12 protein-coding genes are annotated in these 13,908 nt (G+C 62.2%); 3 read left to right on the top strand and 9 right to left on the bottom strand.

The annotated features are described in order from the left end of the window. Positions 1 to 74: 74 nt before the first annotated feature. From lpdA to AC07Y9_RS25770, 4 genes are read right to left on the bottom strand one after another with little or no spacing between them, the layout of a single operon-like run. Entirely contained in the window at positions 75 to 1,466 is a 1,392-nt protein-coding gene (gene lpdA / locus AC07Y9_RS25785; protein ID WP_102681038.1) for a dihydrolipoyl dehydrogenase, read from the bottom strand. 3 nt (positions 1,467 to 1,469) lie between these two features. Next, positions 1,470 to 2,759, bottom strand: a complete 1,290-nt coding sequence (locus tag AC07Y9_RS25780) for a dihydrolipoamide acetyltransferase family protein (protein ID WP_102681037.1) — start codon at positions 2,757 to 2,759, stop codon at positions 1,470 to 1,472. Then, on the bottom strand, positions 2,760 to 3,818 hold the full coding sequence (locus AC07Y9_RS25775) for an alpha-ketoacid dehydrogenase subunit beta (protein ID WP_007923101.1): 1,059 nt from the start codon (positions 3,816 to 3,818) through the stop codon (positions 2,760 to 2,762). 1 nt (position 3,819) lies between these two features. Further along, positions 3,820 to 5,055, bottom strand: a complete 1,236-nt coding sequence (locus AC07Y9_RS25770) for a 3-methyl-2-oxobutanoate dehydrogenase (2-methylpropanoyl-transferring) subunit alpha (protein WP_007923100.1) — start codon at positions 5,053 to 5,055, stop codon at positions 3,820 to 3,822. 197 nt (positions 5,056 to 5,252) lie between these two features. Between AC07Y9_RS25770 and bkdR the strand changes: the two genes are divergently transcribed. After that, the gene (gene bkdR, locus AC07Y9_RS25765) at positions 5,253 to 5,741 is read left to right on the top strand and encodes a Bkd operon transcriptional regulator BkdR (protein WP_007923098.1); all 489 of its coding nucleotides are present in this window, start codon (positions 5,253 to 5,255) and stop codon (positions 5,739 to 5,741) included. A 142-nt stretch (positions 5,742 to 5,883) separates the two neighbouring features. On the opposite strand, the gene AC07Y9_RS25760 is transcribed toward bkdR, so the two are convergent. Continuing rightward, positions 5,884 to 6,825, bottom strand: a complete 942-nt coding sequence (locus AC07Y9_RS25760) for a polysaccharide deacetylase family protein (protein WP_102681036.1) — start codon at positions 6,823 to 6,825, stop codon at positions 5,884 to 5,886. Positions 6,826 to 7,267: 442 nt separating this feature from the next. Between AC07Y9_RS25760 and AC07Y9_RS25755 the strand changes: the two genes are divergently transcribed. Then, positions 7,268 to 7,897, top strand: a complete 630-nt coding sequence (locus AC07Y9_RS25755; RefSeq protein WP_053260966.1) for a helix-turn-helix transcriptional regulator — start codon at positions 7,268 to 7,270, stop codon at positions 7,895 to 7,897. Positions 7,898 to 8,064: 167 nt separating this feature from the next. Here AC07Y9_RS25755 and AC07Y9_RS25750 read toward each other — a convergent pair whose 3' ends face one another. From AC07Y9_RS25750 to dapF, 4 genes are all read right to left on the bottom strand, one after another. Next, positions 8,065 to 8,439: a RidA family protein gene (locus tag AC07Y9_RS25750; protein WP_085531471.1), complete on the bottom strand. Its 375-nt coding sequence runs from the start codon at positions 8,437 to 8,439 to the stop codon at positions 8,065 to 8,067. 101 nt (positions 8,440 to 8,540) lie between these two features. Continuing rightward, positions 8,541 to 9,806, bottom strand: a complete 1,266-nt coding sequence (locus AC07Y9_RS25745; RefSeq protein WP_102681035.1) for a dicarboxylate/amino acid:cation symporter — start codon at positions 9,804 to 9,806, stop codon at positions 8,541 to 8,543. A gap of 134 nt (positions 9,807 to 9,940) precedes the next feature. Beyond that, entirely contained in the window at positions 9,941 to 10,906 is a 966-nt protein-coding gene (locus tag AC07Y9_RS25740) for a threo-3-hydroxy-L-aspartate ammonia-lyase (protein WP_102681034.1), read from the bottom strand. A 298-nt stretch (positions 10,907 to 11,204) separates the two neighbouring features. Then, the gene (gene dapF / locus AC07Y9_RS25735; RefSeq protein WP_102681033.1) at positions 11,205 to 12,005 is read right to left on the bottom strand and encodes a diaminopimelate epimerase; all 801 of its coding nucleotides are present in this window, start codon (positions 12,003 to 12,005) and stop codon (positions 11,205 to 11,207) included. A 273-nt stretch (positions 12,006 to 12,278) separates the two neighbouring features. Here dapF and AC07Y9_RS25730 point away from each other — a divergent pair. Continuing rightward, positions 12,279 to 13,908: MFS transporter (locus AC07Y9_RS25730; RefSeq protein WP_102690499.1), on the top strand; the 1,630-nt coding region annotated here is incomplete at its 3' end.

The raw sequence follows: 13,908 nt of genomic DNA, 5'->3' as shown, positions 1-13,908 counted from the left end.
AGATCCTGGAAGGCCCTGGGGGCCTTATCGCAGCCTGCGGCAGCGGCTACAGGGGTTGCCTCCCGGTGTGGCGTTTACAGATGCAAGGCGTGGCCCAGGGCCCGCAATGCCGCTTCCTGCACCGCCTCGCCCAGGGTCGGGTGGGCGTGGATGGTGCCGGCGATATCTTCCAGGCGCGCGCCCATTTCCAGGGACTGGCCGAAGGCCGTGGACAGCTCGGACACGCCGACGCCCACCGCCTGCCAGCCGACAATCAGGTGATTGTCACGGCGTGCCACCACCCGCACGAAACCGCTTTTCGATTCCAGGGTCATGGCGCGGCCGTTGGCGGCGAACGGGAAGCTCGACACGATGCAGTCCAGGCCGGCGGCCTTGGCTTCGTCCGGGGTCTTGCCGACCACTACCAGTTCCGGGTCGGTGAAGCACACCGCTGCAATGGCCGTCGGGTTGAATTCCCGGTGCTGGCCGGCGATCAGCTCGGCGACCATCTCGCCCTGGGCCATGGCCCGGTGCGCGAGCATCGGTTCGCCGGCGAGGTCGCCGATGGCCCAGACATTGCGCATGCTGGTCTGGCAGCGCTGGTCGATGCGCAGGGCCGAGCCGTTCATCTCCAGGTTCAGCGCTTCGAGGTTCCAGCCCTGGGTGTTTGGCTTGCGCCCGACCGCCACCAGCACCTGGTCGGTTTCCAGCTGCAGGCTGTCGCCGTTCGGGTCACGCACCTGCAGGCTGTGGGTTGCAGCATCGAAACCTTCGACGCTGTGCTTGAGGTAGAGCTTGATCCCCAGTTGCTTCACCGATTCGAGCACCGGCTGGGTCAGCTCGGCGTCGTAGGCCGGCAGGATGCGTTCCTGGGCCTCGACCACGCTGACCTCGGCGCCGAGCTTGCGGTAGGCGATGCCCAGCTCCAGGCCGATATAGCCGCCGCCGACCACGATCAAACGCTTGGGCAGGGCCTTGGGCGCCAGGGCTTCGGTGGAGGAGATAATCGGCCCGCCAAGCGGCAGCATCGGCAGGTTGACGCTTTTCGAACCGGTGGCCAGCAGCAGGTGCTCGCACTGGATGCGGGTGTCGGCGCCTTCGATGTCCACGGTCTTGCCATCGACGACCTTGGCCCAGCCATGGATCACCTGGACCTTGTGCTTTTTCAGCAGGGCGGCGACGCCGGTGGTCAGGCGGTCGACGATGCCATCCTTCCATTCCACGCTCTTGCCGATGTCCAGGGTCGGCGCCGAGACGTTGATGCCCAGGGCCGAGCCCTGGCTGTGATGGCGGGTCTGCTGGAACTGTTCGGCGACATGGATCAGCGCCTTGGACGGGATGCAGCCGATGTTCAGGCAGGTGCCGCCCAGCGCCTGGCCTTCCACCAGGATGGTCGAGATGCCCAGCTGGCCCGCGCGGATCGCCGCCACATAACCGCCAGGGCCACCGCCGATGATCAGCAAGGTAGTGTTCAGAGTCTGTTGCATGAGTTACTCCAGAAACAGGCTGGCGGGTTGTTCGAGCAGGCCGCGAATGGCCTGGATGAAGAGCGCCGCGTCCATGCCGTCGACCACCCGGTGATCGAAGGAGCTGGAGAGGTTCATCATCTTGCGGACCACGATCTGGCCTTTGATCACCATCGGCCGTTCGACGATCTTGTTCACCCCGACGATCGCCACTTCCGGCAGGTTCAGCACCGGCGTGCTGACGATGCCGCCCAGGGCGCCGAGGCTGGTGAGGGTGATGGTCGAGCCGGACAGTTCGTCGCGGGCCGCCTTGCCGCTGCGCGCGGCTGTAGCCAGGCGCGCGATCTCCGCGGCGCTGTCCCACAGGCTGCGGGCTTCGGCGTGGCGCACCACCGGCACCATCAGGCCGACGTCGCTTTGTGTGGCCACCCCGACATGCACCGCGCCGTGGCGGGTGATGACCTGGGCTTCGTCGTCGTAACGCGCGTTGATCTGTGGGAAGTCGCGCAGGGCCACGACCAGGGCCCGCACCAGGAATGGCAACAGGGTCAGCTTGCCGCGGGTGGCGCCGTGTTTTTCATTGAGGTGCGCGCGCAGTTCTTCCACGGCGGTGACGTCGATTTCCTCGACGTAACTGAAGTGGGCGGCGCGTTGGGTGGCTTCCTGCATGCGCTGGGCGATCTTGCGGCGCATGCCGATCACCGGGATCTGCTCCTCGTCATGACGCTGGGCATAGCCGGACGGCGCCGAGCCGCTCTGGGCGCGCTGATTGCCCTGGGCCAGGTAGGCGTCCAGGTCTTCGTGGAGGATGCGGCCGGCCGGGCCACTGCCCTGCACCAGGCGCAGCTGGATGCCCAGGTCCAGCGCATGCTTGCGCACGGCCGGGGAGGCCAGCGGGCGCTCGTCGGCCTCGCGGGCTACCGGTGCCTGTGGCGCGGGGCGGCAAGCGGCGGCGGGTTTGCTTTCGACCACTGGCGCGGCTTCGACCTTGGGCGCTGCTACTGCGGGTGCTGCTTCTTTAATAGCCGCGGGTTCCTTGACCAGCTGATCGGAGGCCTTGAGGTTGCCGGCACCTTCGACCTCGATGCTGATCAACACACTGCCCACCGCCATTACTTCGCCGGGCTGGCCGCCCAGGGATAGGACCTTGCCGTGCACCGGGGAGGGGATATCGACCATGGCCTTGTCGGTCATGACGTCGGCCAGCACTTGGTCCTCGACCACCAGGTCGCCGACCTTGACGTGCCACTGCGCCAGTTCTACTTCTGCGATGCCTTCGCCGATGTCCGGCATCTTGATTACGTGCGTGCCCATTCAGACCTCCATGACCCGTTGCAAAGCCGCGCCCACTCGGGACGGGCCAGGGAAATACGCCCACTCCTGCGCGTGCGGGTAGGGGGTGTCCCAACCGGTCACGCGCTCGATAGGCGCTTCCAGGTGGTGGAAGCAGTGTTCTTGCACCAGCGACACCAGCTCGGCGCCGAACCCGCAGGTGCGGGTGGCTTCGTGGACCACCACGCAGCGGCCGGTCTTCTTCACCGACTTGACGATGGTTTCCAGGTCCAGCGGCCACAGGCTGCGCAGGTCGATGACTTCGGCGTCGATCCCGGTTTCCTCGGCGGCCACTTGCGAGACATACACCGTGGTGCCGTAGGTCAGCACGGTGACGTCCTTGCCCGGCCGGGCGATGGCGGCGACGTCCAGCGGCACCTTGTAGTAGCCGTCCGGCACCTGGGCCGAGGGGTGTTTCGACCAGGGGGTTACCGGGCGGTCGTGGTGGCCGTCGAACGGGCCGTTGTACAGGCGCTTGGGCTCGAGGAAGATCACCGGATCATCGTTTTCGATGGAGGCGATCAGCAGGCCCTTGGCGTCGTAGGGGTTGGACGGCATCACGGTGCGCAGGCCGCAGACCTGGGTGAACATCGCCTCGATGCTCTGGCTGTGGGTCTGGCCGCCGTAGATGCCGCCGCCGCAGGGCATGCGCAGGGTCATGGGGGCGGTGAACTGGCCGGCGGAGCGATACCGCAGGCGCGCGGCTTCGGAAATGATCTGGTCCGAGGCCGGGTAGACGTAGTCGGCGAACTGGATTTCCGCCACCGGGCGCAGGCCGTAGGCGCCCATGCCGACGGCGACGCCGACGATGCCGCTTTCCGAGATCGGTGCGTCGAACACCCGCGAGGTGCCGTACTTGGTCTGCAGGCCCTCGGTGCAACGGAACACGCCGCCGAAATAACCGACGTCCTGGCCGAACACCACCACGTTGTCGTCACGCTCTAGCATCACATCCATGGCCGAGCGCAGGGCCTGGATCATGGTCATGGTGGTCGTGGTCATGGCGGTTTCCAACTGGATATTGTTGTTGTGGTCGTTCATGTCAGATTCCCAGTTGCTGGCGTTGGCGCTTGAGGTGCTCGGGCATTTCCTTGTAGACGTCCTCGAACATGGTCGCGGCGCTGGGGATCTGCCCGCCGGCGAGGGTGCCGTACTGCTCGGCCTGTTTCTGCGCGGCGATGACTTCGGCTTCCAGTTCGGCGCTGACCGCGGCGTGTTCCTCTTCGGACCACTGGCCGATCTTGATCAGGTGCTGCTTGAGGCGGGCGATCGGGTCGCCGAGGGGGAAGTGGCTCCAGTCGTCGGCCGGACGGTACTTGGACGGGTCGTCGGAGGTGGAGTGCGGGCCGGCGCGGTAGGTGACCCATTCGATCAGGGTCGGGCCGAGGTTGCGCCGGGCGCGTTCGGCGGCCCAGCGGGACGCGGCGTAGACCGCGATGAAATCGTTGCCGTCCACCCGCAGCGAGGCGATGCCGCAACCGACGCCGCGTCCGGCGAAGGTGGTGGCTTCACCGCCGGCGATGGCCTGGAAGGTGGAGATCGCCCACTGGTTGTTGACCACGTTGAGGATCACCGGCGCGCGGTACACGTGGGCGAAGGTCAGGGCGGTGTGGAAGTCCGACTCGGCGGTGGCGCCGTCGCCGATCCAGGCCGAGGCGATCTTGGTATCGCCCTTGATCGCCGAGGCCATGCCCCAGCCCACGCCTTGCACGAACTGGGTGGCCAGGTTGCCGGAAATGGTGAAGAAACCGGCCTCTTTCACCGAGTACATGATTGGCAGCTGGCGGCCCTTGAGCGGATCGCGCTCGTTGGACAACAGCTGGCAGATCATGTCCACCAGCGGCACGTCGCGGGCCATCAGGATGCTTTGCTGGCGGTAGGTGGGGAAGCACATGTCGTCGATGTTCAGCGCCAGGGCCTGGGCGCTGCCGATGGCTTCCTCGCCGAGGCTCTGCATGTAGAACGACATCTTCTTCTGGCGCTGGGCGACCACCATGCGGTTGTCGAAGGTCCGGGTCTTGAGCATGGCGCGCATGCCCTGGCGCAGGACCTCGGCCGGCACGCCCTCGGCCCATTCGCCCAGGGCGTTGCCCTGGTCGTCAAGCACGCGAATCAGGCCACGGGCCAGGTCGGCGGTGTCGGCGGGTTCTACATCGATTGGGGGTTTGCGCACCGTGCCGGCGTCGGTCAGACGCAGGTAGGAGAAGTCGGTTTTGCAACCGGGACGGCCTGAGGGTTCAGGCACGTGCAGGCGCAGCGGTTCGTACGCTTGGGTCATGGCTTGTCTACGCTCGATCTTGTGAATTTCTTGTAGTGGGCGCGCTTAGCTGACAGTCATTCCCTGGGTAAGGGAAATCTTGTCCTACAACAATCATAGGCCGGGCCAAGGAGAATATTTATCTCTGTTTCGTTGCGCTCAGGATGATTTGCAGATAAAAAATCTGCATAAACATAAAAAACAGGTTGATTTGTCTCATGCGCAAACTGGACCGTACCGACATCGGCATTCTCAACAGCCTCCAGGAGAACGCCCGCATCACCAACGCCGACCTCGCCCGTTCGGTGAACCTTTCGCCCACCCCGTGCTTCAACCGCGTGCGCGCCATGGAGGAGCTGGGGCTGATCCGCGAGCAGGTGACCCTGCTGGATGCCGACCTGCTGGGGCTGCACGTCAACGTGTTCATTCACGTCAGCCTGGAGAAGCAGGTGGAAGAGGCGCTGCAGCATTTCGAAGAGGCCATCGCCGACCGCCCGGAAGTCATGGAGTGCTACCTGATGGCCGGCGATCCGGACTACCTGATCCGCGTGCTGGTGCCGACCATCCAGGCCCTGGAGCGCTTCATGATGGACTTCCTGACCAAGGTCCCCGGCGTGGCCAACATCCGCTCCAGCTTCGCCCTCAAGCAGGTGCGCTACAAGACCGCGCTGCCGCTGCCGGCCAATGGGTTGACCCTGGGCAGTTGATGGGGGAACGGCAGGCCCGGCCTCTCGCGAGCAAGCTCGCTCCTACAAGGGGTGTGTAGGAGCGAGCTTGCTCGCGATGACAATCGACGGGGCGCCATCGAACCTGGCCTTGACCCCCGTCTTTGAGCCCAACCATAAGGCTTCAATCGTTGTAAGCCGCCTCGGTGTTATCGATCAGCGGATTCTTCTCCGTCAGCACGATCTGCGCGATCCGGTCCTTGCGCATAAAGCTGACCTTCGGATGGGACTGGGCGTAGCGGATAAAACGCTCCACCGCTTCGACCATCGCCGGCGTGCCGCCGATCCGGTCGTGCAAGCTCACCGACATCATCCGCCGCCGGCTCGCGCCTTCGGCGTACAGGCGATCGAACTCCAACACCAACTGCTGATAGAACTGTTCGGCGGAGAAGTGCCGGCCCTCGATCAGCACGATGTCGTTGTTGCGCAGGGTGTAAGGCACCACGGCGAATTTCTTGCCACGTACCAGGGTAACGAAAGGTTCGTCACGGCTGACGTCGTCGATGTGGTAGGTGAAGTTCAGCTCCTGCAAGACCTTCAGGGTGTTGGGGCTGCGCCGCAGCCAGTTGGCGTTGTAGCCGACCGAGCGCTGGCCGGTGAGTTTTTGCACCGCGTCCACGCCATCGCCGATGAACTGTTTTTCCTGGGCGTAGCTCATGTTGTAAGAGTCGGCCCAACGCATGCCATGGGCCGCCACCTCGTGGCCACGCTCGGCGATGGCCTTGAGCAGCTCCGGGTGTTTCAGCGCGGCTTCGCCGACCACATGGGAGGTGACCTTGATGCCGGTGCGGTCCCACAGATCGAGCAGGCGCCACAGGCCTTCCTTGTAGCCGTAGTCGAACCAGGTGTTGGCCGGCAGGTCGGGGTAACCCTTGGGCAGCGGGCTTGCGGAAAACGGGCTTTCAGCGCCCTCCGGCTGGCCACCGGTCTCGAACTGCATGGAAAACGACAGCACCAGTTGCGAGCCGTCCGGCCAAGGACGCTCCTGGGCGAACGCCAGGGCCGGCGCCAGCAGGCTGAGGGCGAGCAGGCGCTTGAGCCAGCGCGAGTGTTTGTGGGGGGACATGGTGGCACTCCTTGAGGAAAAAGTGCCGATAGGCTGGCATTAGGCTTTTTCCTGAAACATCCCCTCGAAGCCAGATCACCTTTAAAGAAAATTTACCAATCGAGCCGGGATGGGTCTTCCTGTGCGTGTTCAAGTTCAAGCGCGATGAGCTTGCCCGTTGAGTCGCACACCGAGCCATAGCCGAGGTCTGGTTCTCCGTTCACAATGGGCCGTGGTCGACTCAATTGCGCAAGGAACACGGGTCTGCGTATTGGCGGACTGGGCGTTTGAGAACGCTCCGATTCTTCTGCTGCTACCGACCAGGAAAAACAGGTCCCGTAAAATACAGGCGCTTGCCTCTTTCTCGAGCGAATCATTCAAAGCCCAAGGCACTGATAAAAGCCATGCATAGGCTGTTATTGTCTTCTCATTGAAATCTTCTACTTTGCTGGACATCTTCGCTATGAAGAAAAACACGACCCCCGAGCAACAGGCGCTGATCAGTCAGCTGGAGCAAATTGCAGAAGGCTTGAGCCAGACCTTCAGCCCATTTTGCGAAGTGGTACTGCACGACCTGCGAGATCCCGAGCACGCCATACTGGCTATTCACAATAATCTTTCCGGCAGGATGGTTGGACATCCCGCTACCGAATTGGGACTTGCTCGAATTGCCGACCCCGCTTACCCCCAGGTAATTGCCAATTATCCCAATCATTTCAAAGATGGCCGCCAGGCCAAAAGCACATCGATTGGCATCAAGGATTCCACAGGGCGCTATGTGGCCGCGCTCTGTATGAATATCGACCTGACCCTGTTCAGAAGCCTGCAGGGCATGCTCGATCAGTTCGGGGCCTTCAGCGGCGAACGTCCCCATGAGTCGCTCGAGTCGAGCGGGGCAGAGTCGATTCGAGCGCGCATCGATCAGTTTGCCGCACGCATGGCCACTACTCCCCGTGCCCTGAAGGCAGGCGATCGAAGGGCTCTGCTCCAGGAACTGAAGGAGTGCGGTCTGCTGGACATCAGAAAGGCCATGGAGACGGTGGCTTCACACCTCGGCGTATCGCGCGCAACGGTGTATAGCGATACGAAGTGATTGACACCTCATCCGCTCCTGGCCACACGGGGTAGCATTGACCCGATCGGTAGATTGAAACGATCAGCGTCAGACGTATCGTCCTCAATCCTTTGGGAAGTCGGCGCTTCCCGATCCAGCGATTGGCGCCAGGCATCGAGGTGCCTTCGCACCTCGACTCCGGTGGGTTACATGCGGGCCACAGCCTCAATCTCGACCAGATAGCCATGGTGCAGTTCTGGTACCGGCACTACGGCGCGCGCCGGACGATGGCTGCCCAACATTTCGCAATAGATCTCGTCGAAGGCTGGCCAATGCTTTATGCCCGCCACATACACAGTGACCTTGACCAAGTCAGAGGCAGTGCGGCCTGCGGCATTGAGAATCGCCAACAGATTGCTGAGGGCTATGTGTGCTTGTTCGGTGAACGAGGCTTCGATGTTGTGAGTGCCATCGGGACTGACGGGAAGCTGACCCGAAATGTACAGCGAGTCTTGGTGAATGACCGCTTGCGAGTAATGGCCGGCAGGAGGGGAAGCGGTATCGGTGCTTACAATTTTCATGAGTAACCTTATGTAGAGGGGAGCCGATGCGGTAGGCGATGCAACCCATCCGCTCCCGGTGTTCGATTGAATGGCGGGGTATGGTTTTTTGTAAGGGGCGGTTAAACGGCTTGCAGGCTTTTCTCGGTATCGTTTGCTGTCTCGATCGGGTCCTCATTGCCGTGTCGCCCGATGACAGCGGTAGCGACGCCGCAGCCAAAGACGTTGGTGGCGGTGCGCCCCATGTCCAGGACTGGATCAACGGCGAGGATGAGCAACAGGCCCGCTTCCGGAAGGCCGATCATCGGCAGGCCCGCAGCCAGGACGACCAGCGAGCCACGCGCCACCCCCGCAGTTCCTTTACTGATAACCAGCAGCGTCAACAGCACCATGATCTGGTGGGAGAACGTCATTTCGATGTTGTACGCCTGGGCGATGAACATCACGATGAAGGATTGGTACATCATCGAGCCGTCCAGGTTGAATGAGTAACCTAGCGGCAGGACGAAGCTGCTCACGCGCTTGTTGGCGCCGAACTTGTCCAGGGCGGCAATGGTTTTCGGGTACGCGGCCTCGCTGCTAGCCGTGGAGAACGCGATCAGCAGCGGTTCACGCAGGTGCTTGAACAGGTCCTTGATACGGGGCCCGAGGGCCAGATAGCCGGCAAGCGTGATCAGCGTCCAGAGTAGCGCCAAGCCGAGGAAATACTGTCCCACCATCTTGCCAAAGGTCACGACCATATCCAGGCCATGCACGGTGATAGTGGCGGCGATGGCTGCAAAAACGGCCAGGGGAGCCACATACATCACGTAGTCAGTGACCCTGAACATGACATTGGCCAGCTCTTCGAGGATATCCACGATGAACTGGCCTTTGCCCTTGACGAACGCCAGTGCGGATCCGAAGAACAGGGAAAACACAACGATCTGCAGCACTTCGTTGCTACCCATTGCCTCAATGATGCTTCGAGGGAATACATGGGTGAGAAAGAGCGGCAGGCTAAAGGCGGAAGTGTTCAGGCCGCTATTCACTGCGTCACCGCTAACCGCCAGGTTCAGACCCGTTCCAGGCTGGAAAAAGTTGGCAAGGAGCAAGCCAATGGACAGCGATACCAGGGACGCGATCATGAACCAGGTAATGGCTTTGAAGCCAACGCGGCCCATCGAACCGTTTCCCGACATGCTCGCCACGCCGGTAACCAGTGTGGCCAGTACCAGGGGGGCGATGACCATTTTGATCAGGCGTAAAAACACGTCAGTGACCAGGTTCAGGTATCCGGCAACTTCTTTGGCGGCCGCCGTATCGAGTTGACTATGAAGCATGCCCCCCAGGACGACGCCGGAAATCATCGCAATGACAATTGCTTTAACGAGAAGACGGCTTTTCATGTGCACCTCTTTTTTATTGTGGCTATATCTATAGCCATGTTATTGGGCTGAATATGTTCATTGAATTTCGGCAAGACGATGCCGTCAGGCGCTGTTGAACGCCTGATGTTCTTCAATGGATAAAGCGCGCTGTCTTAAAGCTGGAGAAGCTTTCCAAACTTGTCGATATCAATGTTACCGCCGGTAATGATGATGCCGACACGTTGACCTTGAAGTTCATTCCTTAACTTTCTTGCGGCGGCAAGCCCCAGGCATCCGGTGGGTTCAACCACAGTTTTCATGCGCTGGGCAAAGAACTTCATTGCACAAATAAGCTCTTCGTCGGTAACGGTTACAATCCGGTCAACGCCATTCAGGATAATTGGGAAAGTGTAATTTCCAAGGTGCTGGGTTTGCGCCCCATCAGCGATGGTGTCGGGGGTGTCGATGTGAACAATCTCACCTGAATTGAACGATTGCTGGCCGTCATTACCGGCTTCAGGCTCGACCCCGATCAAGGTACAGCCGGGTGATAGCGCGCGTGTTGCAAGGGTTGTTCCAGACAGCATTCCTCCACCCCCCAGGCCCACAAACAACGTATCCAGTTGGCCCACGCTTTCGAACAGTTCCTTGGCGGCGGTTCCCTGGCCGCAAAGCACGTCGGGATGATCGTAGGAGGGGATCAACGTCATGCCGTGCCTGGCGGCCAGGGCTTTGCCGATAGCCTCGCGGTCTTCGGTGTAACGGTCATAGAAGACCACCTCGGCGCCATAGCCTTTGGTCGCCGCGACCTTGGCGGCAGGCGCATCAGTGGGCATGACAATAGTGGCCGGAATTTTCAACAGGGATGCTGCTAATGCGATGCCTTGCGCGTGATTTCCAGAGGAGAACGCCACAACACCGCCTCGGCGTTGCGCTTCGCTGAATTTCGCGAGGGAGTTGTATGCCCCCCTGAATTTGAAAGAGCCGGTACGTTGGTAGTTTTCACATTTGAAAAAAACCTTGGCACCGATTTCATCATCGATCGTGCGCGAGGTCAGGACTGGCGTAGCGTTTGCTACTCCCTCAAGTCGCGTCGAGGCATCGACTACATCTTGATAAGTGGGCAGAGTGATGTGCATAACAAAATGTCCTCAAAGAATTACCACGGCCAAGAAATATCGTGGCCAATACCTTCGATATTGGCTTGCTTGAACAGCAGTTGAGCACCTGTCAGGTCTTGTAGCGCTAACCCCGTCATAACGAAAAGAGTGATGTCATTCGCCCTGCGGATGAGTTCGACTTGCCCGTCAGCAGGTCACCCATTTCCGCTTGCGTGGCTGGCACTCTAAAGGGTTAAGACAAATTATCCAGTTCTGGACTGTTTGTAAAGTTCTGCTGCGAACCGTCTGTCATCGCGACAGCTCCGTCCAGGCACCATCAGCCGCAGAGCGTCCCACCGAACACCTGCACCACATTGCCGGCCAGCCGCACCTTGCCCTGGCCGTCCCAGCTGACGGTGACCGGGCCGCCGTCGCACAGCACCCGCACCGGGCTGTCCAGCAGGCCGCGGCGGATGCCGTTGACCGCCGCGCCGCAGGAGCATGAGCCGGAGCCCAGAGGGATGGCGCCGTTGCGTTCCCAGATGCGCAGGCGAATGGTCTGGCGGTCGATGACCTGGACGAAATGCACATTGGTCTTCTGCGGGAACAGCGGGTGCGCCTCGATCCGCGGACCGAGTGTGGCCACATCGATGGCTTGCACATCCTCGACGAAGAATGTGCAGTGCGGGTTGCCCATGCTGCACGCCGCCGGCTCGCCGGGCAGGGGCAGGGCCAGGCTGTCGAGGGCCTTCGCCAGCGGAATGTCCTGCCAGGCAAATTGCGCCACGCCCATCTCCACCGCTACCGACTGATCGTCCAGGCGCGTGCAGTGCTGGATGCCGCGCACGGTTTTCACCCATACCGAGTCTGCGCCGCTTTCGCGCATCAGCAGGTCGGCCGCGCCGCGGGTGGCGCTGCCACAGGTGCTCAGGCTGGAACCATCGGCATTCCAGAAAGTCAGTTGCGCCGCCGTCTCGGGGCAATCGCTGAGCACCACCAGTTGATTGAAACCCACGCCGCGATGGCGGTCGCCCAGGGCCCTGGCCAGCTCGGCGGTGATCGGGTTGTCGCGCCCGCGGGCATCGACCAGCATGAAGTCGTCGCCATTGGCATGCAGCTTCTGAAAAGGCAGGGGCATAGAGGTCTCCGCGGCTGGAGCGCAAGGGGAGGTTGATTCTAGAGGGGCAGGGGCGGCAATGGTAAATGCGACGTCACAAGAAATGGTCCGTAGGAGCCAGCTTGCTGGCGATACGGGTACCGCGGCCAGCCAGGCACACCGCTATCGCGAGCAAGCTCGCTCCTACAAAGACGCCTCAGGTTCCGGCAAACTGCCGGGCAACCCGGAACAACTCTGGATCGTCCGCCACTTGGGCGGACATGGGACAAGCTCACGCAATGGCAAGGTCAATAAATGGATAGTTACGCCCCGCGCAACTGGCAACCCCACGAAAAGCCCAGCTTGCCCGGTTCCCCCTCGACGCCGCTGCACCCCACCCACAAGCGCCTGGCCTATGCCCTGGTCGGTTTGCTGGTGGCGATCACCGGCGGCCTCGGCAACTCGCTGGTGATCGCCAACCTGCCGTACCTGCAAGGCGCCCTGGGCGCGACCACCGCGGAAATGGCCTGGCTGCCGGCCGCCTACGTGATGACCAACGTGTCGATGAACCTGCTGCTGGTGAAGTTTCGCCAGCAGTTCGGCCTGCGCGCCTTTACCGAGGTGTTCCTGGTGCTCTATGCGCTGGTGACCTTCGGCCACCTGTTCGTCAACGACCTGAGTTCAGCCATCGCCGTGCGCGCGGCCCACGGCATGGTCGGCGCGGCCCTGAGCTCCCTGGGCCTGTACTACATGGTCCAGGCGTTTCCGGCCAAGTGGCGGATGAAAGCCCTGGTGCTCGGGCTGGGCGCCTCGCAACTGGCCTTGCCCCTGGCCCGGCTGTTTTCCGAAGACCTGCTGCAGATCGCCGAATGGCGCGGCCTGTACCTGTTCGAACTGGGCCTGGCGCTGGCGTCCCTGGGCTGCGTGTTCCTGCTCAAGCTGCCGCCCGGCGACCGTTTCCGCACCTTCGAGAAACTCGACTTCCTGACCTTCGCCATCCTCGCCAGCGGCGTCGCGCTGCTCTGCGCCGTGCTGTCCCTGGGGCGCATCGACTGGTGGCTGGAGGCGCCGTGGATCGGCTACGCGAGCGCCGGTTCGATCGTGCTGATCCTCGCCGGCCTGGCCATCGAACATAACCGCAGCAACCCGATGCTGATGACCCGCTGGCTGGGCAGCGGGGCGATGATCCGCCTGGCCCTGGCGGTAATCCTGATCCGCATGGTGCTGTCCGAGCAGTCCACCGGCGCCGTGGGTTTTCTCCAGGCGCTGAACATGAGCAGCCAGCAGATGCGCCTGCTGTATGGGGTGATGCTGCTGGGCAGCATCGCGGGCCTGGCCACCAGTGCCCTGACCATCAACCCGGCGCACCTGCTGATGCCGCTGATCATCTCCCTGGCGCTGATGGCCGTGGGCTCGGTGATGGACAGCTTCTCCAGTAACCTCACGCGCCCGGCCAACATGTATTTCAGCCAGTTCCTGCTGGCCTTCGGCGGCACCTTCTTTCTCGGCCCGACCATGGTCCTGGGCACACGCAACGTGCTGACCAACCCGCGCAACCTGGTGAGCTTCTCGGTGCTGTTCGGCATCTGCCAGAACCTCGGCGGGTTGATCGGCTCGGCGCTGCTGGGGACCTTCCAGATCGTCCGTGAGAAATACCATTCCAGCCATATCGTCGAGCAACTGGTGCTGATGGACCCGCGGGTACTGGGCCGGGTGCAGAGCGGCGGGGCGGCCGTCGGCCGGGTCATTGCCGACCCGCAGGCGCGCGAGCTGCAAGGCATCCGCAGCCTGGCCAGCGCCGCCACCCGCGAGGCCAACGTGCTGGCCTACAACGATGTGTTCATGCTGATCGCGGTGATCGCCGTGCTGACCATGATCTGGATCTTCATTCGCAGCCTGTGGCTGATGAGCACGACCAAGGCGGTCGCGCCCGCAACCCCAACCC

The sequence above is a fragment of the Pseudomonas sp. GW456-L12 genome (genome assembly GCF_059424045.1).
Note: the sequence above shows the minus strand (reverse complement) of the source record. Positions and strands in the feature narration are given on the sequence as shown.